Origin of the sequence: Microbacterium sp. ACRRU (genome assembly GCF_022346945.1) — a bacterium.
Taxonomy (GTDB): domain Bacteria; phylum Actinomycetota; class Actinomycetes; order Actinomycetales; family Microbacteriaceae; genus Microbacterium; species Microbacterium mcarthurae.
The window spans coordinates 31,908-54,722 of record NZ_JAKRNI010000006.1 but is presented as its reverse complement, the minus strand read 5'-3'; the positions used below and the strand labels follow the sequence as shown (position 1 = coordinate 54,722).

The window sequence follows — 22,815 nt, the reverse complement described above, 5'->3', positions numbered from 1 at the left end:
AGGGATGAGCGACGCGGCGACCCTCCTCGACGAGGTGGCGGCCGACCTGCTCGCCCTTCCCCCGGCGCAGTTCACCGCGGCGCGCAACGCCCGTGCCGAGGAGGTGGGCGGTGCGGCCGGGCGCCGCATCGCGAAGCTGCGCAAGCCCACCCTCGCGGCGTGGGCGGTCAACCTGCTGGCGCGCGACGGGCAGCTGGCCGAGGCCGTCGAACTGTCGCACGCACTGCGCGAGGCTCAGGACGACGCGGATGCCGCCGAGCTGACGCGCCTCGGGCGCCAGCGCCGACAGCTGGTGGCGGCTCTCGCGCGACGCGCGGCCGACCTCGCCGCGGAGGCCGACTCGCCGTTGAGCCCGGCCATGCGGGACGCGGTGGAGAAGACCATCAACGCCGCGGTCATCGACCCCGATGCCGCCGCCCTCGTGCTGACGGGGCGTCTGATCGTCCCGATCGACCTCGCGGACGACACCGACCCGTCGCGAGCGGTGGCCGGGTCGGTGCCGGACCGCCCGACGGTGGCGGACGCTCCTCCCGAGCGGGACGACCTCGCGCAGCGCCGCGCCCGCAAGGCCGCTGAGCGCGCCGTGCGGGACGCCGAACGCGCGCGCTCCGACGCCGAGCGCGCCCTCTCGGCGGCTCGCGCGCGCGAGACCACCGCGCGCGAGAAGGCCGACCGGGTGAGAGAGCGTGTCGATGCTCTGCGGGCCGAACTTGCGCGCGTCGAGCGGGACGCCGATGCCGCGGACACCGCCGTCGAGGCCGCCGAGGCGCAGACGGCATCCGCGCGCGCGGACGCGACCGCCGCGGAGCGCACCCTCGAGCAGGCCCGGTCGGCTCTGGACGAGGCGACTCCGTGACCGCGGCGGGAGCCGCCCGCACGGCCGATCTGCTGGACGCGGCGCGTCGACGTCTCGTCGATGCGCCTCGAGAACGGCTCGGCGAGCTGCAGGAGGGACGCCGGTTCTTCGGCATCCCTCGCGCTCCTCGCATCGTGGAGCGCGGCCGGGCGTGGCACCTCGGTGTGCTCCTGCTCACCGAAGACTCGATCCTGGCCACGGGCGAGATCGTCCGCTCGCATGCCGAGGTCCGACGGGGGTTCGCCGCCGAATCCCAGCGGCGCCGCGCCGAGCTCGCCGCCGCCGCCCATCGGGGCGGGGTACCGGAGGGCGAGACGGTGCACATCGGGTGGCATCCCCTCGATCCCACCGGGACCGAGACCGGCGGTGCGGTTCTCGTCCTGCGCGGTGACGAGCCCGCCGTGCGGTGGAGCGCGCAGGGCGGTTATGTGCCGCTCGCTCGGTACCTCGACGAACGCATCGATCTGCTGCAGAACCCGCCCGAGCGCGCATAGTGCCCGCGGGGGGTGCTGTCAACGACGGTGCCCCCGTATCGGGCGGAAACTTTGCTGGTCTATCGTGAGCGACGTGCAACAGGTATGGCCAGGATCCAGTTATCCCCTCGGGGCCACGTATGACGGCAATGGGACGAACTTCGCCCTGTTCAGCGAGGGCGCCGAGCGCGTCGAGCTCTGCCTGTTCGACGAGGACGGGACGGAGACGTGCGTCGAGCTCGTGGACGTCGATGCGTTCGTGTGGCACGCGTACCTCCCGAACATCCAGCCGGGACAGCGCTACGGGTACCGCGTCCACGGCCCGTACGACCCCGCGAACGGTCAGCGGTTCAACCCCAGCAAGCTCCTCCTCGACCCCTACGCCAAGGCCGTCGAGGGGCAGATCGACTGGGGTCAGCCGGTCTTCAGCTACGAGTTCGGCGACCCGGACTCGTTCAACGACGAGGACTCCGCCGCCCACATGATGAAGGGCGTGGTCATCAACCCGTTCTTCGACTGGACCGGTGACCGTCACCCCAAGACGCCCTACGCCGAGAGCTTCATCTACGAAGCGCACGTGAAGGGGCTCACGCAGCTGCACCCGGACGTTCCCGAGGAGCTGCGCGGAACCTACGCGGGTATCGCGCACCCCGCCATCATCGACCACCTCCGCAAGCTCGGCGTGACGGCGATCGAACTCATGCCGGTGCACCAGTTCGTCAACGACTCCACCCTCGAAGAGAAGGGGCTGTCGAACTACTGGGGGTACAACACCATCGCGTTCCTGGCGCCCCAGAACACCTACTCCTCGACCGGTGACCACGGTCAGCAGGTGCAGGAGTTCAAGGCCATGGTCAAGGCGCTTCACGCGGCGGGCATCGAGGTCATCCTCGACGTGGTCTACAACCACACCGCCGAGGGCAACCACATGGGCCCCACCCTGTCGATGCGCGGCATCGACAACGAGGCCTACTACCGTCTCGAAGACGACGACAAGCGGTACTACACCGACTACACGGGCACCGGGAACAGCCTGAACGTCGGCAACCCGCACGCGCTGCAGCTCATCATGGACTCGCTGCGGTACTGGGTGCTCGACATGCACGTCGACGGCTTCCGCTTCGACCTGGCATCCACCCTGGCGCGGGAGTTCTACGACGTCGACCGGCTCGCGACCTTCTTCGAGCTCGTCCAGCAGGACCCGGTGGTCTCGCAGGTCAAGCTCATCGCCGAGCCGTGGGACGTCGGCCCCGGTGGGTACCAGGTCGGCAACTTCCCGCCCCAGTGGACGGAATGGAACGGCAAGTACCGCGACACCGTGCGCGACTTCTGGCGCGGCGAGCCGCAGGCGCTCGGCGAGTTCGCGTCGCGTCTGACGGGTTCGGCCGACCTGTACGAGCACTCCGGCCGGCGGCCCGTGGCATCCATCAACTTCGTCACCGCCCACGACGGCTTCACCCTGCGCGACCTCGTTTCGTACAACGAGAAGCACAACGACGCCAACGGCGAGGACAACAACGACGGAGAATCGCACAACCGCTCCAGCAACATGGGCGTGGAGGGTCCGACGGACGACCCCGAGGTCCTCACGCGGCGTGCGCAGCAGCAGCGCAACTTCATCGCGACGCTGCTGCTGAGCCAGGGCGTGCCGATGCTGCTGCACGGCGACGAACTCGGCCGCACCCAGGGCGGGAACAACAACGGCTACGCACAGGACAACGAGATCACGTGGGTCGACTGGTCGAGCATCGACCACCCGCTCGTGGAGTTCACCGCGGCCCTCGCGCGCCTCCGCAAGGAGCACCCCACCTTCCGCCGCAGCCGGTTCTTCGACGGCCGGCCCGTCAAGATGGAGGAGGGCGACAACCTCCCCGACGTGGTGTGGCTGCGTCCCGACGGCACCCTCATGCAGCCCGAGGACTGGGACTCCGGCTTCGGTCGCGCGGTGGGCGTGTTCCTCAACGGCCAGGGCATCCGTGAGCGCGACCGTCGCGGCGAGACGATCAGCGACGACCACTTCCTGGTGCTGTTCAACGCCGGCGACGAGGCCGTCGACTTCCACGTGCCGGCGATCCAGTACTCGCCCGAGTGGGACGTGTACGTCGACACCGCGGGCGAGCGCGCCAACACCGAGCCGATCGCGCCCGGCGAGGCGCTGAAGCTCGAGCCGAAGTCGCTCATCGTGCTGCGCGAGCACCACCTGCCCGAGCCCGAGGTCGACCACACCGTCGCCGCCTCGCTCACCGCGCAGATCGCCATCACCGCCACCGACGACCTGCCCGGGCAGGCACCCAAACCGGAGCTCTGATCCAGAATGCGGCATCCGCTTTCGACCTACCGCCTGCAGATCCGCGAATCCTTCCCCCTCGACACCGCCGCCGAGGTCACGGGCTATCTCCGTGACCTCGGGGTGTCGTGGGCGTACCTGTCGCCTCTTCTCGAGGCGACGCCGGGTTCGGATCACGGCTACGACGTCGTCGATGTCACGCGTGTCGACCCCGCGCGGGGCGGCGCCGAAGGGCTGGCACGGTTCGCCGACGCGGCGCGCGCGCAGGGACTCGGCATCCTGATCGACATCGTGCCCAATCACATGGGCGTCTCGGACCCCCGCGCGAACGCGTGGTGGTGGGACGTGCTGCGGCAAGGGCGATCGTCCGCGCACGCCGACGCTTTCGACATCGACTGGGAGTTCGGCGACGGCAAGGTGCGGGTGCCCGTGCTCGGTGCCGACCTCGCCGAGGTGATCGACGAGATCTCGTACGACCCGACCCCCGCCCCCGACGCCCCCGACGGTCTCATCCGCTACTACGACCACGTGTTCCCGGTCGCTCCGGGGACGGGGACGGATGCCGCTGCCGCGGGCTCTCGCGCTGCCGTCGCTGCCGTGCTCGAGGCGCAGAACTTCGAGCTGCGGTTCTGGCAGGACGAGGCCGCCGACCTGAACTACCGTCGCTTCTTCGCCGTCACGACCCTCGCCGGCGTGCGGGTCGAGCGGCCCGAGGTGTTCGAGGCCACGCACGCCGAGATCCTCCGCTGGGTACGCGAGGGCCTCGCCGACGGTCTGCGCGTCGACCATCCGGACGGGCTCGTCGACCCCGGCGGGTACCTCGACCTCCTGTCCGCGGCGCTCACCGAGGCCGGCGGACCCGAGGCGGGCTACGTGCTCGTGGAGAAGATCCTCGAGCACGGCGAAGCCCTGCCCTCGTGGTGGAAGACCGCGGGGACGACCGGCTACGACGCGCTCGCCGAGATCGACCGCGTGCTCACCGACCCCGCGGGCGAAGCCGCGCTGGACGGACTCGATGCCCGCCTTCGCCGCGAGAGCGATCTGCCCGAGCTGACCGGATGGCACGACCTCATCCACGACACCAAGCGGCGCATCGCCGACACGATCCAGGTGTCCGAGATCCGGCGCATCGTGCGCGGGCTGCCCGCGGCGCTGCGCGAGGAGTTCGACGCGGAGGCGCTGCAGGACGCGCTCGCCGAGATCCTCGCGTGCTTCCCCGTGTACCGGTCCTACCTCCCCGCCGGCCGTCGGCACCTCGACGCCGCCGCGGGCGAGGCGGAGGTCCGCCGCCCCGAACTCGGTGACGTCATCGAGAAACTGGTCCCGGTCCTCGCCGACACCGACCTCGAGATCGCGTGGCGCTTCCAGCAGACCACGGGCCCGGTCATGGCCAAGGGCGTGGAGGACACCGCGTTCTACCGCTTCACGCGTCTCGGTTCGCTCACCGAGGTCGGCGGCGACCCGGGGCAGTTCTCGCTCGACGTGCCCGGATTCCACGCTGCTCAGGCCGGTCGTCAGGCGTCGTGGCCCACGGCCATGACGACGCTGTCGACGCACGACACCAAGCGCGGCGAGGACACCCGCGCGCGCATCGCGGTGCTCGCCGAGATCCCGGAGCGGTGGGGCGAGGTGCTCGAGGAGTTCCGCGGCATCGCCTCCACCGGGCACGGTCCGTTCGACGCGCTGCTGTGGCAGGCGATCGTCGGCGCGTGGCCGGCTTCGGCATCCACCTCCGACGGGCTGGCGGAGTACCGCGAACGTCTCCACGCGTATGCCGAGAAGGCCGCACGCGAGGCCTCCGAGGTCACCGGCTGGTGGGAGCAGGACGAGGCGTTCGAGGAGCGCATGCACGCGGTGGTCGATGCCGCCACCGGTCCCGCCGCGGCGCGTGTCCGGGCCTTCGTGGATGAGATCGCCGGCGACGGCTGGTCGAACGGCCTGGCGGCGAAGCTGCTGCAGATCGCCGGCCCCGGCGTGCCGGACGTCTACCAGGGCTCGGAGCTGTGGGAGCAGTCGCTCGTCGACCCCGACAACCGCCGCGCCGTCGACTTCGGCGAACGGGCGCGTCTGCTCGCGGAGATCGACGCCGACGGTGCGGACACCCCGACCGTGGACGAGAGCGGTCGCGCGAAGCTCCTCGTCACGTCGCGTGCGCTGCGCGTGCGGCGCGACTGCCCCGAGCGCTTCTCGCTGTACCGTCCGCTCGAGGCCGCGGGGCTGGCATCCGACCATGTCGTCGCGTTCGACCGCGGCGGCGTCTCGGCGGTCGCGACGCGCCTGCCGCACGGTCTGCGCGCGGCCGGGGGATGGCGCGACACCGTGCTGCTGCGTCCCGCCGTGCCCGCCGTCGACGTGCTGACGGGGCGCCGTTTCCCCGGCGGCCCGGTGCTGCTGTCGGACCTGCTGCAGGATCTGCCCGTGGCGCTGCTGGTCGACGAACCGGCCTGTCCCTGAGGCCGTGTCCACCCGCGCGAGTCGCCACGATTTGTCGCCTGCGGCTGGCCTGAGGCGACAAATTCTGGCGACTCGCGCGTGAGAACGAAGGAAGAGGATGCGATGAGCATGGAGCTATGGGCACCCAAGGCCGACCGGGTGCGACTGCGGCGGCTGGACGAGAGCGGCGAGAGCGTCGTCGAAGACGTCGAACTCGTCGCGGGCACCGGTGGGTGGTGGCGCGCGGACGTGCACCTGACCGACGGGGAGCGCTACGGCTTCGTCCTCGGCGATGGCGACGACCTGCGCCCCGACCCGCGATCGCGACGGCAGCCCTCCGGCGTGCATGAGGCATCCGCGTGGTTCGACCCGTCGACCTTCACCTGGACGGATGCCGCCTGGACCGGGCGCCAGCTCGCGGGCGGCCTCATCTACGAGCTGCACCTCGGCACGTTCACGCCCGAGGGCACCCTGGATGCCGCGATCGAACGCCTCGACCACCTCGTCGACCTCGGCGTCACCCACGTCGAGCTGCTGCCGGTCAACGGCTTCAACGGCACGTGGAACTGGGGCTACGACGGCGTCCTCTGGTACACGGTGCACGAGGCGTACGGCGGGCCCGCCGCGTACCAGCGCTTCGTCGACGCCGCTCACGCCGCAGGGCTCGCCGTCGTGCAGGACGTGGTCTACAACCACCTCGGCCCGTCGGGCAACTACCTGCCCGAGTTCGGCCCGTACCTGCGCGAGGGCAGCCGCAACACGTGGGGCGACTCGGTCAACCTCGACGAGGACGCCGTGCGCGCGTACATCGTCGAGAACGCGCTGATGTGGATGCGCGACTACCACGTGGACGGACTCCGCCTGGATGCCGTGCACGCCCTGCTCGACGATCGCCCGGTGCACGTGCTGCAGGAGATCGCCGAGCGCACCGACGCCCTGTCGGCGCACCGCGGCATCCCGCTGACCACGATCGCCGAGTCGGACATGAACGACCCGAAGCTCATCCTGCCGCGCGAGGCCGGGGGCTACGGCCTCACCGCCCAGTGGTCGGACGACTGGCATCACACCGCCCACGTCGCCCTCACCGGCGAGACCATCGGGTACTACGAAGACTTCGCGGATCCCGAGGCGTTCGAGAAGGTGTCGGTGGGCGGGTTCTTCCACGACGGCACCTATTCGTCGTTCCGCGAGCGCACGCACGGGCACCCCATCCCCGACGCGGTGCCCACGTGGCGTCTGGTGACTTTCGCGCAGGACCACGACCAGATCGGCAACCGCGCCGCCGGCGACCGCCTGTCGCAGGGGCTGTCGTTCGACCGTCTCGCCGCCGCGGCCGTACTGACACTCACCGCCCCCGGCACGCCCATGCTCTTCATGGGCGAGGAGTGGGGGGCGAAGACCCCGTGGCAGTTCTTCACGTCGCACCCCGAGCCGGAGCTCGGCGAGGCGACGGCCAAGGGTCGTGTCGCGGAGTTCGAGAAGATGGGCTGGGACGAGTCGGTCGTCCCCGACCCTCAGGACCCCGAGACGTTCGAGCGCTCGAAGCTCGACTGGTCCGAGCCCGACACGGATGGGCACGCCGAGCTGCTCGGGCTCTACCGCGAGTTGGCGAAGCTCCGCCGCGCGCGGCCCGAACTCACCGACCCCTCGCGCGAGGGGCTCGCGGCGCGCACCGTCGAGGCCGTGGGCGGACGCGTGTACGAGTTGCGGCGCCGAGACCTCGTCGTCGTGGTGAACCTCTCGGATGCCGAGGCGTCGGTGCCCGTCGCATCCGAGGCGGGGGTCCTGCTCGCGACCGTCGACGGCGTCGTTCTGGAGGATGCCACCCTCACGGTGCCGGCCGGGGGAAGCGCCATCGCCGCTCGCGCGCTCTGACGAACGACGCGAACGCCCCGCCGGACCTTCGGGTCGGGCGGGGCGTCGCTTGTCTTCGGCAGGCGGGAGGCGGTTCGGCCGGTCAGTCGATGGAGGGGCGGATCAGGCGCAGGCCGGAGACGGCCAGCGGGGGCAGCAGCACCACGAGAGCGACGATCACCGCGGCGATCGCGATCGGCGTGCTGGTCGGCTCGCCGGTCAGTCGCTCGACCGCGAGCCACGAAAGACCCCACGCCAGCGCGAGAGCCGGAGCGACGCGCCAATCGCTGCGCCACGCGATCGCGAGGCCGATGAGCGCGACGACGACGAGCACGGCGACGCCGATGGCGTCGGCCGCGTCCTCCCACGACGGCGGAACGACCGTCGTGAGCCACGCCGCGGTGTTGGCGACCGTGGCCAGCGTCACCCACCCCAGGTGCAGCCCCGTGACGCCGTCGATCAGGACGGAGTCGACGACGCCGCCGCGCGGGTCGCGCGTGACGACGGCCGTGCGGAACGCCCAGCCCAGGGCGGCCAGCAGCAGGACGATCACCACCACGGTGAGGAAGAGCGTGCCGAATCGGGCGGCGACGAGCCACAGACCGTTCAGGACCATGGTGACGGCGATCGGCCAGCCCATCGCTCGCTGGCGAGCCGAGGCGCGCTGTCGGGGCAGCGCCTGCCACACCGCGTAGGCGATCAGGCCCAGGTAGATGACCGACCAGATCGAGAACGCCGGGCCGGCCGGGGCGAGGTACGACCCGTCGGTGTCGAGGGCCCCGCCCTGCTGGTCTTCGACGGCGGTGTTGCCGAAGGCGCCCGACCCGATGACGGCGGCGATGAGCATGAACGACACCGCCGACAGGACGACGATCTGCCGCGCGAGGTCCGAGCCTCGCGCCGTGGTGGTTGCGTGATCTCTCGCGTTCATAGTGAGAACACTAGAAAAGCTAGACACTTCGCGCGGCGGCTTGACACGGCGCGGAGGTTCGGGCACCCGACGGGAGCGATCGCCCGCTCAGGCGGCGAGCGCTTGCGCGGCGAAGGTGCGCAGCAGCAGGGTCGGCTGCTCGACCGAGGCGGTGCGCACGTGCGCTGCGACCTCGTCGAAGGCGTCGGCGTCGAAGTACCCCGCGGCGCGGTACACGGTCATGCGGGCCACGAACGCGTCGGCGGTGGGTTCGGGGTGGAACTGGGTCGCCCACAGCGAGACGCCCGCCCGGTAGGCCTGCACGGGGCAGGCCTCGTTGCTCGCCAGCAGTGTCGCCCCCGGCGGCACGGCGGCCGTTCCCTCCTTGTGCGCGGTGAGGGCTACGAACCGGGGGTCCAGGATGCCGAAGAGTTCGTCGCGCATCCCCTCGGCCGTGAGCGCGATCTCGGCCGGCCCCGTGCCCTCGGGATGGTCGAGGGTCACCGCCCCGCCGAGCAGGCGCGTCACGACGCCGATGCCGAAGCACGTGAACATCGCGCGCGTGCGGCCGGTGAGGGCGGCGGATGCCAGGGTCTCGAGGTCGTGTTCGAGGCGGAGCTGCGCGTCGGTCTTGCCCGTGTCGGTGACGTTGAACGGGCTGCCCCCGACGACGACACCGGCGTAACGGCCGAGGTCTGCGGGGAGGGGCTCGCGCACGAGGTCGTGGTGGACGAGGTCGTCGTCGGCGACGCCGAGTCCGTCGCGGAACGAGGCCCATTCCGCCGTCGCCGCGTCGCGCTGCGGGCGCGCGCAGACGTAGAGGAAGCCACCGGTCACCCAGGGATTCTATGCGTGTCGTACCGACGGCCCCGCTCCCTGTGACTCCCCGCGACAATGGGGACATGACCAGCTCGACTCTGCTCGTCACCGACGTCGAGAATCTCGGCGAAGTCGTGACACTCCTCCGTGCCGCCGCCGCCGATCTGGACTGCGGGCTACAGGTGCGCACGCTCGCCGGCGACGAGGTCGACGAAGCGGAAGCGGCGGCCGCGGCGCGGCGCGACCGCGAGCGAAAGCGTCTGCCCACGCCGGTGCGCGTCGATCTGCGTGCCCTCGTCGAGGGAGCGCCTGTCGACGCCGAGGCCGTTCTGCGCCGTGCGCGGACTCGCGGCCTGCGCGGGGGAGCGACGGTCGACGAGGTGCGCCGCACGAACACGCGCTGAGGGCGTCGCGCGCTCTCAGCGCGAGGAGCGCGCCGTACGGCCCCGGACGATCCCGATGAACGTCTCGACGTCGTCGGTCGTCGCGTCGCGGGGCCAGGCCAGCGCGACGGTCGAGGTCGGACCGTCACGGAGGACGCGGTACTCGACGTCGCGACGCTGATGCGCGCGCGCGAGCGACATCGGCACGATCACCACCCCGATCCCGGCGGCCACGGTAGCGATCGCCTCGGCGGTGTCGGCCGGCGGGGCGAAGGCCGGGATGGCGGCATCCGGGATGCGAACGGTCAGCACGTCGTCGGCGGGGACGATCACGACCTCGCCGCTGAGATCCGCGAGGGTGACCTCGTCGTCGGCGGCCGTGAGGGCCGACTGGGTCGACATCACGACGACGGGCAGCTCGTCGTAGAGGGGGATGACGTGCAGCTCGTCGGCGTTCTCGACGGGCAGACGCACCAGCGCCGCATCGACCTCGGCGAGAGCGTTGCGCTGCGTCGCCACGCTGATCTCGCGGAGTTCCAGGGGGACGTGGGCCATCCGTTCGCGCCAGAGACCGATCCATTTGCCGGGGGTCGCTCCCGGGACCGCACCGAGAGTGAACGTGCGAGGCTCTTCCGCCGGCGTCGGTGAGGGCGTCGGAGAAGGCTTCGGTGTGGCCTTCCGTGTGGGGCGCGCGGTCGCCCCCGATCGAGGACGGCGTACACCCCCGCGGGACCCGCGGGCACCGCTTCCGCCGCTCTTCGCCATGACCCCAGGCTAACGTGAGCGCATGATCGGCATCCTGGCTCTCATCTTCGCGGGGCTCGCCGCCCTGCTGCACGTCGTCATCTTCCTGATGGAGAGCGTCCTGTGGACGAGGCCTCGGGTGTGGAAGCGCTTCGGCGTCGCCGATCAGGGGGCGGCTGACATCACCCGTCCGATGGCGTACAACCAGGGCTTCTACAACCTCTTCCTCGCCGTCGGTGCGGGGATCGGGGTCGTGCTGTGGTCGGTCGCGGGCACGGGCGATGTCGCGGGACGGACGCTGCTGCTCTTCTCGCTGGGCTCGATGGTCGCGGCCGCCCTCGTGCTCACGACGTCCGGGGCGAAGTACCTCCGGCCGGCGGTGATCCAAGGCACGCTGCCGGCGGTGGGATTCGTCCTGACGCTGTTGGCCTGACCGCCCGTCGAATTCTTCGACGTCGAAATACCGGCGAAGAATTCTTCGACGTCGAATGAATTCACCGCGCGTGAATTCCTCGACGTCGAATCAAATTCACCCTCGGCGCTGCCACAATTCGCCCGATGGGTGGCGGGCAATTCGTCTGGCACAAGAAAAGCCCGCACGCTCCGAAGAGACGTGCGGGCTGTGGATGCCTCGACGCGGGGCCTCACGCGGCCAGTCGGAGACCTCGCCGGTCGGTGGCGACGGCTTCCCCGTCGTTGATGACCTCGTCGTCTCCGATCAGCGAACCGACCGCGACGCGCGCATTCGTCCCGACCTGGGTGCGGACGCCGATGTGCGCGCCCGCGCCGATCACGGCACCCGAGCAGATGTGCGCGTGCGGCTCGATCCGCGCCTCCGGGCCGATCACGGCGTCCGACTCGATCCACGCACCGCGGCCGACGCGAACCCCCGCCGCGATCTGCACACCGGGTTCGACGTAAGCGCCGTTCTCCACGAGTGCCGACGGGTGGACCTTCGCGCCGTGCGCCACGAGCCCTCGACCGTTGACGTGCTTGCGATAGCGCAGCGTCTCGCCGTGGTCGTTTTCGATGTCGATGTAGTTCTTTCCCACGATCCCCTCCGATCGGCTCTCGGGTGAGCCGACTTCTGTGACAACCGATTCGGGTACCAACTCATTCCCGTGCATGGTTGTTCGTTGCGGACGCTCCGGCGGATTCCCGTTGGATTACAGAATTTCCGGCTTGCGCCAATTTGTCTTCCACCGTTGTCGCACGCAATGGCGTCCGGCGACGGCGGGTTGACAGCGGAGGCGGAAACAGTTCACTCGGGCTGACAGGTGGGACACCAGTAGACGTCGCGCTCGCTCGTTGCCGTGGCGCCGAGCGCCGAGGCGCGAATGGGCGTTCCGCATCGACGGCAGGGAGCGCCCGCACGTCCGTACACCCACATGCGTCGCCCGGGACGATTGTCTCCCGTGAAGGTGCGCTCGGGACGCGGAAGGTTCGCATGGATCATCCGGTGACCCAGGGCGATGGCGGCCGGTACGTCGATATCGGCGGCGGGGGTCATCGGGTGGACGCCGCGCACGAAGAGAAGCTCGTTGGCGTACACGTTGCCGAAACCCGCCACGTTGCGCTGATCGAGAAGAGCCACGTGGGCGGGGCGGGTGTCGGCGGCGACGCGACGCACGGCCTCGGCCTCGTTCCAGTCGGGCCCCAGGAGATCGGGGCCGAGGTGCCCGACGACACGGTCTTCCTCCGCCGTGGGCAGCACTTCGACCATCGCGAGGTCGAAGCCGACGGTCTCGGCCCCCGTCACGCCGACGATCGCGCGCGCCTTGAAGGCCGGGCGTCGCCATCGCTCCCCGGGGCGGTAGACGTCCCACCGGCCCTCCATCTTCAGGTGCGAGTGCAGTGTGTACGCCCCGATGCGCTCGAGAAGGTGCTTGCCTCGGGCGACGACCTCGTGCACGGTCTCACCGCGCAGGTCGGCCGTCGCGCTGCCGGGGACGCGGATGTCGAAGCGGGTCACGGCGCGACCCTTCAACGCCGAGGAGAGCTTCGCCGCGGCGCGGTGAACGGTGTCGCCCTCAGGCACGCGCGGCCTCTCGAAGAGTGTCGCCGGCGGTGAGGCGGCGCAGCGTCAGGCCGCGCGGCGACTCCACGAACCCGGCCTCGCGCAGCGCGCGTCCCACCGCTGTGCCGTACACGAACTCGCCGTTGACCTGCTCCACCGTGAGGGTGTCCAGCCGGCGTCGACGGGAGGTGTCGGCCAGATCGCGCGCCGCGGCCTGCAAACGCGTCTCGTCCTCGCTGAATGCCAGGGCACTGCGCCCGCCGCGCTCGAGGTACAGCGTCAGCTCGCCGTCGACGAGCACGACGATGCCTCCGGCCTTGCGCCCGGGACGGTGGCTCACGCCCTCGAGCCCGGGCCACGCCAGCGCCGCACCGTAGGGGTTGGCCGGGTCGGTCGCCGCGAGCGTGACGGCCCGCAGGGGTGGCGGGTCGGCGACAGCGGCGAACTCGCGCAGCCGGTCGACCGTGGCCGACGCCGCGAACTGCGCGGCACCGAGCTTCTCGATGACGTATCCGCGACGGCAGTGTCCTGCTTCCTCGAAGCCCGCGAGGATGCGGTAGACCTGCGCGAACCCGCCGGGCACGCCCTCGGACTGCACCGCGCCCCGGGTGACGACGCCGTAGCGGTCGAGCAGCAGGCTCGCCGTGGCCGTGGCGCGGGCGGCGGCATCCGGTTCGCGTTCCGGAAGCAGCGACCACCGCCCGCCCAGCGACGGCGGGCGAGGTGCCGACGTCGCCCGGGGCAGCGTCGCCGATCGGTACATCCGCGCGCGGGGTGCGCGGCGGGCGACACGATGCGCCTGCCCGCCGCCGCCCAGGAGCGCGCGCACGGGCGCGAAGGTGTCGTTCGTCACGCGCCCCGCCCACGTCAACGCCCACAGGGCGTCGTTGACGGACTGTTCGTTCTCGGCAGCGACCAGCTGCTTCAGCTGAGCGGCGAAGTAGGCGCCGCCGCCCTCCAGCGCGGCCAGCAGACGCGCTTCGAGCGAGTCCGGTGCGGGATCGGCGGGATCGTCGGGGTCTTGCAGCGTGTAGGGGGCGGCCTCGGCCGGGTGCAGGGCGATCCACCCGTCGCGACCGGGCAGCGTGCCGTGACCGGACCACACCACCTCTCCCGTGGCGGTCAGCTCGTCCAGCAGCGCGGGGGTGTAGTCGGCGACGCGGGAGGGCAGCACGAGCGATTCCCACGCGCTCGCCGGAATGGGCACGCCCGCGAGCTGCTCGACCACGGCGAGCACGCCGTCGACCCCCTCCAGCGGACGGGTCACGTGCTGCCACACCGGCAGGAAGCGGGCGTACGCCGACGGCGGCACCGGCTCGACGCTGCCGCGGATCGCCGCGAGCGAACGCATGCGCAGCCGACGCAGCACCTCGGCGTCACACCATTCGGTGTCGTCGCCGCTTCCGTCGGCCGCTTCGGGCAGGAAGAAGCCGCTCGCCAGGCGCCCCTGCGACTCGAGTCGCTGCAGCGTCAGACGCGCGACGGCGACGCCCACGCCGAGACGCTCGGCGAGGGCGTCGGTGGTGAACGGGCCGTGCGTGCGGGCGTAGCGAGCCACCAAGTCGCCCAGCGGGTCGGCGACCGGTTCGAGGAAGGCGTTCGGGATGCCGACCGGGAGCGCGGCGCCGAGAGCGTCGCGCAGGCGCCCGGCGTCCTCGATCCCGGCGATGCGAGAGACCCCCGCGATGGTGACCGGGATGGCCCGGCGCTCGTCGACGAGGGCCTGCAGGTGCGCCGAGGCCTCGGCGGTGGCATCCGCCTCGGCATCCAGGCGCTGAGCGACCTCGCCCGCGTCGAGAGGACCCAGCAGACGAAGAAGGTCGGCCACCCCCTCGACGCCCCGCGCCCGGCGGTCCGGATCGAGCCGCTGCGCCTCGCGTTCGAACTGCGCGATGACCTCGGGGTCGAGGAGCTCTCGCATCTCGACCTTGCCGAGCAACTCGCTCAGCAGCGACGGGTCGACCGACAGGGCCGCCGCGCGACGCTCGGCCAGAGGCGAGTCGCCCTCGTACATGAACGCGCCGACGTAGCCGAAGAGCAGATCGCGGGCGTAGGGCGAGGGTTGGCTCGTGGTCGTCTCGACCAGGCGGATGCGGCGCTCGCCGATCTGCCGGGCGACGCGCAACAAGGCGGGGAGGTCGTAGACGTCCTGCAGAACCTCGCGGAGGGTCTCGAGGATGATCGGGAAGGACGGATGCCGTCGAGCGACCTCGAGCAGTTGTGCGGATCGCTGGCGTTGCTGCCACAGCGGCGAACGCCGGTTGGGGTTCAGGCGCGGCAGAAGCAGCGCGCGCGCGGCGCACTCGCGGAAGCGCGAAGCGAACAGCGCCGACCCGCCGACCTCGTCGGTGACGATCTGCTCGAGCTCGTCGGGTTCGAAGACGAAGAGGTCGGCACCGGGCGGTTCGGCCGCGGCATCCGGCACGCGGGCGATGATGCCGTCGTCGCTGGCGACGGCGGCGCCTTCGACCCCCAGGCGTTCACGGATGCGTGCGTTGACCGCGAGAGCCCACGGCGAATGCACCTGCATGCCGTACGGCGAGTGCAGGATGATGCGCCAGTCGCCCACCTCGTCGCGGCTGCGTTCGACGGTGAGCGTGCGGTCGGTCGGGAGGCTCCCGGTGGCCTCGCGCTGTTCGGCGAGGTAGGCCAGCAGGTTGGTGATGGCATTGTCGTCGAGCCCCGACTCGCGCAACCGCGCTTCGGCCTTGGCGCGATCGGCTCCGGCGAGGTCGCGCGAGAACTTGCCCAGGGCCTCGCCCAGCTCGGCGGGCCGGCCGAGGCCGTCGCCGTGCCAGAACGGCAGCTTGCCGGGCTGTCCGAACGCGGGCACGACGTTGACGCGGTCGTGCGTGATCTCGACGATGCGCCAGCTTGTGGTGCCGAGGGTGAAGACGTCGTTCACGCGCGACTCGTAGACCATCTCTTCGTCGAGCTCGCCGACGCGGGCGTTCTGCGATTCACCGGCGACGAACACCCCGAACAGGCCGCGGTCGGGGATGGTGCCGCCGCTGGTCACGGCGACGCGTTGCGCCCCCGGTCGTCCGGTGAGCGTCCCCGCGTCGCGGTCCCAGACCAGGCGCGGGCGCAGCTCGGCGAACTCGTCAGACGGATAGCGCCCGGCCAGCAGGTCGAGCGTCGCTTCGTAGGCCGATCGGGGGAGCGAACGGAACGGCGCGCTCCGCTTGACCGTCTCGAACCACTCCTCGACGTCGATCGAGCCGAGGGCGGATGCCGCGACCGTCTGCTGCGCGAGGATGTCGAGCGGGTTCTGCGGCACGGCGATCGCCTCGATGCGCCCCGACAGCATGCGTTCGGTGACGACGGCGGTGTGCAGCACGTCGCTGCGGTGCTTCGGGAACAGCGCCGCTCGGCTCACCTCGCCCACCTGGTGGCCGGCGCGCCCCACGCGCTGGAGACCGGATGCCGCGCTCGGTGGCGCCTCGACCTGGATGACGAGATCGACCGAGCCCATGTCGATACCCAGCTCGAGGCTGCTCGTGGCGACGACGCAGCGCAGGGCGCCGGACTTCAGCTCGTCTTCGACCTGGGCGCGCTGCTCTTTCGAGACCGAGCCGTGGTGCGCCTTGGCCAGGATCGCGGCGACCCCCGCGGACGACCCGGCCTGGGCCATCATGCTCGCCGGGACCGTCGGCTCGGGGACGTCGATGCCCTGACGTTCGGCGTAGATCTCGTTCAAGCGTCCCGTCAGCCGCTCGGCGAGGCGTCGGGAGTTGGCGAACACGATCGTCGAGCGCCGTTCGAGGATGCGGTCGACGATCGCCTCCTCGACGTGGGGCCATACGGAGCCGGCCATCTCGGTGCTCTCGGGGCGTTCGGAGAACCACTCGCCGTCGCCGGCGTCGTCGGGCGCCGGAGCGCCGGGCGGAGGAGGCGGGTTGAGCATGTCGTCGACGGGAACCACGACCGACAGGTCGAACGCCTTGGTCGCTTTCGGGGCGACGATGTCGACGGGCTGCGCGCCGCCCAGGAAGCGGGCGACCTCGTGGATCGGACGTACCGTCGCCGAGAGCCCGATCCGCTGCGCCGGCGCGTCCAGGAGCGCGTCGAGTCGCTCCAGGCTCACGGCGAGATGAGCGCCGCGCTTGGTCGCGGCCACCGCGTGCACCTCGTCGATGATCACGGTGTGCACCCCGCGTAGCGTCTCGGCCGCTTGGCTCGTGAGCATGAGGTAGAGCGACTCGGGCGTCGTGATCAGGATGTCGGGCGGGTCGGTGACCAGCTTGCGGCGATCGCTCGAGCTGGTGTCGCCCGATCGCACGCCCACCGTGACGGACGGGACGTCGATGCCGAGGCGCCGCGCCGACTGCCCGATACCGACCAGGGGGGAGCGGAGGTTGCGCTCGACGTCGACGCCGAGAGCCTTCAGCGGAGAGATGTAGAGGATTCGGGTGCGCGCGGTGTTCGCCGGCTTCTTCGCGGCGCCACGGCCCCGGCGCGGCGGAGCGGCCTCGGGCACGGCGGGCGTCTTCTCGCGGAACACGCGGTCGATGGCGAAGAGGAAGGCCGACAGCGTCTTGCCCGATCCGGTGGGCGCCACCACGAGGGCGTTGCGACCGGAGGCCACGGACTCCCACGCGCCCTTCTGGGCCGTCGTGGGCGCCGAGAACGCACCGCGGAACCAGTCCTGCGTCGCAGGACCGAACCTGTCGAGAACGTCGGCCATGCCGACATCCTCTCCCGGACCTCCGACATCGTGGGCGGCTTGACGTTTCGCTGGTCGCGGAACCCCGCGGTGCGCCGAGGAGGCGGTCACGGCAGTTCCCGTAGCGCGTCATCGACGAGCTCGAGCCGCAGATCCGGGTCGAGCCGGTCCAGGAACGCCTCGTCGTGGCTGACCACCAGCACCGCGCCGCGATACGCGCGCAGCGCCGCCACGAGCTGATCGACCGTGTCGAGGTCGAGGTTGTTCGTGGGCTCGTCGAGCACCAGCAGCTGTGGCGGCGGATCCGTCAGCAGCACCCGCGCGAGCGCCACGCGGAATCGCTCGCCGCCCGACAGCGTCGACACCGGCCGTGCCACCGCGTCGCCGCGGAGCAGGAAGCGCGCGAGGCGGTCACGGAGCTCGGCGACCGGGACGGCGGGTGCTCCGGCCCGGACGTTCTCGAGCACGGATGCCGCATCGTCGAGGACGTCGAGCCGCTGCGGCAGATATCCGATGCGGTCGGTGCTCGCCCGGGCGCGGACGGATGCGGCGCCATCCGTGCCGTGGACGAGGTGTCGCAGCACCGTGGTCTTCCCGGCGCCGTTGGGCCCGACCAGCGCCACGCGCTCCCGGCCGGTGACGATCCACTCGCGCTCCGCGTCGGCGATCGCGAGGAGCCTCCGCCCCGCGGCGTTCTGCGGGTCGGGCAGGTCGATGCGCACGGTGTCGTCGTCGCGCACCCTCGCGGCGGCTTCGGCCAGCGCCGCGCGGGCGGCGTCCTCTTTTCCCCGCGACTCGCTGCGCAGACGGCCCGCGCTCACCTCGGCGGCGCTCGCACGGAGCCCCGCGACGATCCCCGGCACGCGCTTCTCCGCCTGGGCTCGGCGTGCGGTCCGGGCGCGGGCGGCGAGCTTGTCGTGCGCCTCGATGCGTTCGCGGCGCTCCCGGCGCAGCGTGCGGGCGGCGTCGCGCTCGGCGCGCAGTGCGGCATCCTGCTCCGCGTCACGGTGCTCCCGCCAAGCGCTGTAGGGCCCGCCCACGACGCTCAGGCTGTTCTCGAACAGCTCGGCCGTGGCATCCATCTGCTCCAGAAGACCTACGTCGTGGCTGACGACGACCAGGGTGCCCGGCCAGTCGCGCACCATGTCGCTCACCCGTGCGCGGGCCTCGCGGTCGAGGTCGTTCGTCGGCTCGTCGAGGAGCACGATATCGGCGGCGCGGGCTCGCAGGCCCGCGAGCGCCACCAGCACGGCCTGACCCCCGGAGAGCTGTTCGACGGTGCGATCGAGGGCGTCCGGAGCGAGTCCCGCTTCGGCGAGCAGGGCCTGCGCCCGCGCCTCGACGTCCCAATCGTCGCCGACGGCGTCGAAATGGCGGGGGTCGGCGTCCCCCGCCTCGATCGCCCGGATGCCGGTGAGCGCGGCCTGCACTCCGAGAAGCGCCGAAACCGGCAGCCGCGGGTCGGCGGTCAGACGTTGCGGGAGATAGGCGACGGGGCCCGAGGCCGCGACATGGCCGGAGGTCGGGGCGAGCAGCCCCGCGGCGACGCGCAGGAGCGTCGACTTGCCGGCACCGTTGCGGCCGACGAGACCGGTGCGCCCGGGGCCAAGTGCGCCGGAGAGGCCATCGAGCGCGACGGTGCCGTCGGGCCAGACGTGGTGGACCCGATCGAAGACGAGGGACGGAGAGGAAGAGGGCATGACGGGACTCCGGGAACGCGGGGTGCGCGGACACCGGACCCGTCCGCGTACGCGGAGGGCGGCCGAGAAACGGCGGGTCGACGGGTCAGCGCGCGGACAGGGGCGCGGAAGCGTCGACGTTCTTCACCGGAGGAGACCTCGTTCTCGGGACCAGGGGTTGCCCACGATAGCCGTCGGGCCCGCCCTTTCTCAACCCTCGCGGGACACCGGACGGTTCGTCAGACGCGCGTCGAGGAACGCGCGGACGTCGGCCAGCTCGTCTTCGGACACCGAGTGCGTCAGTCCCGGGTAGACGCGGCCCGTCAGCTCGCTGTGCAGCGGCAGCCACTGCGCGGTCATGTCGATCAGGTGGGGCGGGATGACGTCGTCGCGCGAACCGCGTCCCCAGAAGACCGGCGGGCGGCGCGCGGCCAGCACTGCATCGCCGGGGAGCTCACCGCCGGCCGCGTAGCCGGCGAGCACGACCGCGAACTCCACGGCGTCGGGGGCGACCCGCAGCGTCTGCACCGCCACGGCGCCCCCTTGCGAGAAGCCGAGCAGTCCCACCGGGCGGTCGCCCAGGTGATCGGCGATCCACGCGAGCAGGGATTCCGCGGCGAGCGTGATGGCCGCCGGATCCCGACCGTTGAGCCCCTCGATCGGGTACCACGAGGCCCCCGGCGTCGGCCAGGGCGGTGTGAGCGGTGCGCGCACGCTCGCGATCGCGAAGCCGTCGGGCAGGTACGGGACCAGTCCGAACAGATCGTGTTCGTCGGCCGCGTACCCGTGCAGGAGGAGCAGCACCGGGCGGTCGCCGATCTCGTCGGGCGGCACCGACCAGCGGACGACGGACGGGTCGAGGATCGGACGCTCGCTCATGCCGCCATTGTCGCAAAGGCCCCCGACACGGCGCCCCTCGCGCACGTCCCGCGTCCGCGCTCCGCCGCGCCACCGCCTTCTCGGCATCCGCTTCGCATCCGCCCGGCGCGTAGGCATCGCTCCGGCCGGTTGATATACAGGGAGCATGCCCGTGCGCACCCCCGACCCCGATCCCGGCGACAACGGCGACGAGCGCGAGCCGCTCTCGACGCCGTTCTCCGGTGCGCCCTCGGGCCCCGGATCGCAGACCAACCCCGGCTGGCTGAGCGAGGTCGAACTCGCCGAGGCGCGTCGGCGCCTGCCCATGCTGTACGTCGAGGCGCTGCCGGTCCGCACCGACGGCATGGGCGCGGTGACGCAGGTCGGCATCCTGCTGCGGGCCACGCCCCTCGGCGAGATGACGCGCACCCTCGTCTCGGGCCGCGTGCGGTACGGCGAGACCGTGCGCGACGCGCTCTTCCGTCACGTCGAGAACGACCTCGGTCCCATGGCATTCCCGCTGCTGCCGCCGCAGCCGGCACCGTTCACGGTCGCCGAGTACTTCCCCCTCCCCGGTGTCAGCGCGTTCCACGACGACCGGCAGCACGCCGTGTCGCTGGCCTTCGTCGTCCCGGTCACGGGCACGTGCGAGCCGCGTCAGGACGCGCTCGAGGTCACGTGGCTCTCGCCCGAGGAAGCGGCATCCGACGCCCTGTCCGCCGAGATGGAGGGCGGGCGCGGCACGCTCATCCGGCTCGGATTGGCCTCGGTGGGCGCCCTGCGCTGACCCCGCGCGCGGACACGGGGGTCCGCTGCCCACGGTCGTCGGCCCCGACCGTTGTGGCCTCCCCGGACCCTGCCTAGGGTCGAAGGATGCCGGATTCCCCCCTGAACCCCCTCTCCCTGCCCCGTGACCTCGACCAGTGGCGCCGCTTCGCCGAAGAACGGCCCGCCGAGCGGCTCGACCGGGTCGCCGCGATCGATGCGCGCCTGATCGCCGAGCCCGATCTGTCGTTGCGCGACCGGCTCGCCCTGTGGAACGAGGCCGACATCGCGCTCGCCGAAGCCGCGGCCCCCTCGCACCTCCTCAGCGAATCGCACCCCGACCCCGCGGTGCGCGACGCCGCCGAGAAGCAGGCGCAGGCCGTGGATGCCGCCCAGTCGCGCCGGCTCCTCGACCGAGACCTGTGGCGCGTCTTCGCCGACGCCGACGCGGCCGACCTCGAACCCGACGAGCTGCGCTTCCTCTCGCACGTGCAGCGCGACTTCCGGCGCGGCGGCGTCGACCTGGCGGATGCCGACCGCGAGCGCGTGCGCGAACTGACCGATCGCGACACCGCGCTGTCGCTCACGTTCTCGCGCAACATCCGCGAGGGTCGCCGGACGATCCGCGTGCCCGCCACCGCGCTGGACGGACTTCCCGCGGACTTCATCGACGCGCACCCGGCGGACGACGAGGGAATGGTGACCCTCACGACCGAGTACACCGACCTCATGCCGGTGCGCGAGTACGCCCGCGATCGATCGGTGCGCCACGCGCTCATGGGCGCGTACAACGACCTGGCCTGGCCCGACAACGAGCCGGTGCTGGCGGAACTGCTCGCCGTCCGCGCTGAGCGAGCCGCGCTCCTGGGGTACGGCGACTGGGCCGACTTCGAGACCGAGACCCGCATGATTGGTTCCAGTGCCGCCGTCGCCTCGTTCCTGACCCGCATCGCGGATGCCGCCGCCCCCGCGGCTGCGACCGAGTACGCGCGCGTCCTCGACCGCCTGCGACGCGACGAGCCCGGCGCCGACCGGGTGACGATCGCCGACTTCTGGTACGTCCTCAGCGCCCTCAAGCGCGAGGAGTACGACGTCGACGCGCAGCTCGTGCGCTCGTACTTCCGGTTCGACCGGGTGCTCGAGGGCGTCCTCGCCACGACGGCGCGGTTGCTCGACGTGCAGTACGTCCCGGTCGAGGCGCCGTCGTGGCACGCCGACGTGCGCACGTACGACGTCGTCCGCGGTGACGAGCGCCTCGGCCGCATCCACCTCGACCTCCACCCCCGTGACGGGAAGTACAGCCACGCGGCGTGCTTCGGTCTCGCCCCCGGCATCACCGGCCGCACGCTGCCGGAATCGGTGCTGCTGTGCAACTTCTCGCGCGGGCTGCTCGAGCACGACGAGGTGGTGACCTTCTTCCACGAGTTCGGCCACCTCGTGCACGACATTCTGGGCGGACACCAGCGGTGGGGCCGGTGGACCGGGGTGGCCACCGAGTGGGACTTCGTCGAGGCTCCCAGCCAGCTGCTCGAAGAATGGGCATGGGATGCCGAGGCCCTGGCATCCTTCGCCGTCAACGACGCCGGGGAGCCGATCCCCGCCGAGCTCGTGGCGCGCATGCGCACCGCCGACGGCTTCGGCCGCGGTCTCGAGGTGACGCGCCAGCTCGGCCACGCGACCACGTCGTACCGCCTGCACGTCGACCGGCCCAGCGACCTCGCGGCCGCGGTCGACGGCTACTACCGGGCGGCGAGCCCCGTGGCGCCCCTCGACGGCGCGCACTCGTACGCGGGCTTCGGGCACCTGACGGGGTACGGCGCGTGCTACTACACCTACCAGTGGAGCCTGGTGATCGCGCGCGACCTGCTGTCGGCCTTCGGCGACGACCTGTTCGACGTCGAGACGGCCACCCGCTACCGGCGCGAGATCCTCGAGCCGGGCGGCACGCGCGACGCCCGCGATCTCGTCGCGGGGTTCCTCGGCCGCGAGACGTCGTTCGACGCCTACGCCGCCTGGCTCTCCGGCGAGTGAGACGCGCAGGGCCGTGGCATCCGGATCGGGATGCCACGGC

At 71.7% G+C, this 22,815-nt stretch carries 17 protein-coding genes; 9 read left to right on the top strand and 8 right to left on the bottom strand.

What is annotated here, in order from left to right:
* Positions 1 to 4: 4 nt before the first annotated feature.
* The 5 genes from MHY30_RS05385 (at position 5) to treZ (ending at position 7,924) form a co-directional block, all read left to right on the top strand.
* A complete protein-coding gene (locus tag MHY30_RS05385) occupies positions 5 to 856 on the top strand; it encodes a transposase (RefSeq protein ID WP_239275795.1) in 852 nt (283 codons plus the stop codon).
* Positions 853 to 1,350: a glutaminase gene (locus MHY30_RS05380; RefSeq protein WP_239275793.1), complete on the top strand. Its 498-nt coding sequence runs from the start codon at positions 853 to 855 to the stop codon at positions 1,348 to 1,350. Before MHY30_RS05385 ends, MHY30_RS05380 begins: the two co-directional genes overlap by 4 nt.
* Before the next feature lie 64 nt (positions 1,351 to 1,414).
* Positions 1,415 to 3,637 carry a glycogen debranching protein GlgX gene (gene glgX / locus MHY30_RS05375; protein ID WP_239275791.1) on the top strand — a complete coding sequence of 741 codons (2,223 nt, stop codon included), beginning with the start codon at positions 1,415 to 1,417 and terminating at the stop codon, positions 3,635 to 3,637.
* A 6-nt stretch (positions 3,638 to 3,643) separates the two neighbouring features.
* Positions 3,644 to 6,070 carry a malto-oligosyltrehalose synthase gene (gene treY / locus MHY30_RS05370; protein WP_239275789.1) on the top strand — a complete coding sequence of 809 codons (2,427 nt, stop codon included), beginning with the start codon at positions 3,644 to 3,646 and terminating at the stop codon, positions 6,068 to 6,070.
* 102 nt (positions 6,071 to 6,172) lie between these two features.
* Complete coding sequence (gene treZ / locus MHY30_RS05365) at positions 6,173 to 7,924, top strand: malto-oligosyltrehalose trehalohydrolase (protein WP_239275787.1); 1,752 nt, start codon at positions 6,173 to 6,175, stop codon at positions 7,922 to 7,924.
* An 82-nt stretch (positions 7,925 to 8,006) separates the two neighbouring features.
* On the opposite strand, the gene MHY30_RS05360 is transcribed toward treZ, so the two are convergent.
* Complete coding sequence (locus tag MHY30_RS05360; protein ID WP_239275786.1) at positions 8,007 to 8,834, bottom strand: tryptophan-rich sensory protein; 828 nt, start codon at positions 8,832 to 8,834, stop codon at positions 8,007 to 8,009.
* Between the two features lie 87 nt (positions 8,835 to 8,921).
* Positions 8,922 to 9,650, bottom strand: coding sequence for a GMP synthase (locus MHY30_RS05355; RefSeq protein WP_239275784.1), 729 nt, complete (start codon positions 9,648 to 9,650; stop codon positions 8,922 to 8,924).
* A gap of 65 nt (positions 9,651 to 9,715) precedes the next feature.
* On the opposite strand from MHY30_RS05355, the gene MHY30_RS05350 reads away from it, so the two are divergent.
* On the top strand, positions 9,716 to 10,036 hold the full coding sequence (locus MHY30_RS05350) for a hypothetical protein (RefSeq protein ID WP_239275782.1): 321 nt from the start codon (positions 9,716 to 9,718) through the stop codon (positions 10,034 to 10,036).
* 15 nt (positions 10,037 to 10,051) lie between these two features.
* Here MHY30_RS05350 and MHY30_RS05345 read toward each other — a convergent pair whose 3' ends face one another.
* Positions 10,052 to 10,591, bottom strand: a complete 540-nt coding sequence (locus tag MHY30_RS05345; RefSeq protein WP_374204590.1) for a LysR substrate-binding domain-containing protein — start codon at positions 10,589 to 10,591, stop codon at positions 10,052 to 10,054.
* A 211-nt stretch (positions 10,592 to 10,802) separates the two neighbouring features.
* On the opposite strand from MHY30_RS05345, the gene MHY30_RS05340 reads away from it, so the two are divergent.
* Positions 10,803 to 11,192 carry a DUF1304 domain-containing protein gene (locus tag MHY30_RS05340; protein ID WP_239275778.1) on the top strand — a complete coding sequence of 130 codons (390 nt, stop codon included), beginning with the start codon at positions 10,803 to 10,805 and terminating at the stop codon, positions 11,190 to 11,192.
* Positions 11,193 to 11,403: 211 nt separating this feature from the next.
* On the opposite strand, the gene MHY30_RS05335 is transcribed toward MHY30_RS05340, so the two are convergent.
* From MHY30_RS05335 to MHY30_RS05315, 5 genes are all read right to left on the bottom strand, one after another.
* Entirely contained in the window at positions 11,404 to 11,811 is a 408-nt protein-coding gene (locus MHY30_RS05335; RefSeq protein ID WP_239275776.1) for a transferase, read from the bottom strand.
* Between the two features lie 209 nt (positions 11,812 to 12,020).
* A complete protein-coding gene (locus tag MHY30_RS05330; RefSeq protein ID WP_239275774.1) occupies positions 12,021 to 12,797 on the bottom strand; it encodes a DNA-formamidopyrimidine glycosylase family protein in 777 nt (258 codons plus the stop codon).
* Positions 12,790 to 17,463, bottom strand: a complete 4,674-nt coding sequence (locus MHY30_RS05325; protein WP_239275772.1) for an ATP-dependent helicase — start codon at positions 17,461 to 17,463, stop codon at positions 12,790 to 12,792. Before MHY30_RS05325 ends, MHY30_RS05330 begins: the two co-directional genes overlap by 8 nt.
* Before the next feature lie 86 nt (positions 17,464 to 17,549).
* Positions 17,550 to 19,142 (bottom strand): ABC-F family ATP-binding cassette domain-containing protein, encoded by a 1,593-nt coding sequence (locus MHY30_RS05320; RefSeq protein ID WP_239275770.1) that lies wholly within the window; start codon positions 19,140 to 19,142, stop codon positions 17,550 to 17,552.
* Between the two features lie 189 nt (positions 19,143 to 19,331).
* Complete coding sequence (locus MHY30_RS05315; protein WP_239275768.1) at positions 19,332 to 20,000, bottom strand: alpha/beta hydrolase; 669 nt, start codon at positions 19,998 to 20,000, stop codon at positions 19,332 to 19,334.
* A 145-nt stretch (positions 20,001 to 20,145) separates the two neighbouring features.
* Between MHY30_RS05315 and MHY30_RS05310 the strand changes: the two genes are divergently transcribed.
* Both MHY30_RS05310 and MHY30_RS05305 read left to right on the top strand, forming a co-directional pair.
* Positions 20,146 to 20,766, top strand: a complete 621-nt coding sequence (locus MHY30_RS05310) for an NUDIX hydrolase family protein (protein WP_239275766.1) — start codon at positions 20,146 to 20,148, stop codon at positions 20,764 to 20,766.
* A gap of 86 nt (positions 20,767 to 20,852) precedes the next feature.
* Positions 20,853 to 22,775: a M3 family metallopeptidase gene (locus tag MHY30_RS05305; protein WP_239275764.1), complete on the top strand. Its 1,923-nt coding sequence runs from the start codon at positions 20,853 to 20,855 to the stop codon at positions 22,773 to 22,775.
* Positions 22,776 to 22,815: the final 40 nt, after the last annotated feature.

Excerpts from the sequence above, each read along its gene's own strand:
- MHY30_RS05320 (WP_239275770.1), bottom strand. The coding sequence starts at position 19,142 with ATGCCCTCTTCCTCTCCGTCCCTCGTCTTCGATCGGGTCCACCACGTC.
- MHY30_RS05325 (WP_239275772.1), bottom strand. The coding sequence starts at position 17,463 with ATGGCCGACGTTCTCGACAGGTTCGGTCCTGCGACGCAGGACTGGTTC.
- treZ (WP_239275787.1), top strand. The coding sequence starts at position 6,173 with ATGAGCATGGAGCTATGGGCACCCAAGGCCGACCGGGTGCGACTGCGG.
- MHY30_RS05385 (WP_239275795.1), top strand. The coding sequence starts at position 5 with ATGAGCGACGCGGCGACCCTCCTCGACGAGGTGGCGGCCGACCTGCTC.
- treY (WP_239275789.1), top strand. The coding sequence starts at position 3,644 with ATGCGGCATCCGCTTTCGACCTACCGCCTGCAGATCCGCGAATCCTTC.
- MHY30_RS05360 (WP_239275786.1), bottom strand. The coding sequence starts at position 8,834 with ATGAACGCGAGAGATCACGCAACCACCACGGCGCGAGGCTCGGACCTC.
- MHY30_RS05315 (WP_239275768.1), bottom strand. The coding sequence starts at position 20,000 with ATGAGCGAGCGTCCGATCCTCGACCCGTCCGTCGTCCGCTGGTCGGTG.
- MHY30_RS05350 (WP_239275782.1), top strand. The coding sequence starts at position 9,716 with ATGACCAGCTCGACTCTGCTCGTCACCGACGTCGAGAATCTCGGCGAA.
- MHY30_RS05310 (WP_239275766.1), top strand. The coding sequence starts at position 20,146 with ATGCCCGTGCGCACCCCCGACCCCGATCCCGGCGACAACGGCGACGAG.
- MHY30_RS05305 (WP_239275764.1), top strand. The coding sequence starts at position 20,853 with ATGCCGGATTCCCCCCTGAACCCCCTCTCCCTGCCCCGTGACCTCGAC.
- MHY30_RS05340 (WP_239275778.1), top strand. The coding sequence starts at position 10,803 with ATGATCGGCATCCTGGCTCTCATCTTCGCGGGGCTCGCCGCCCTGCTG.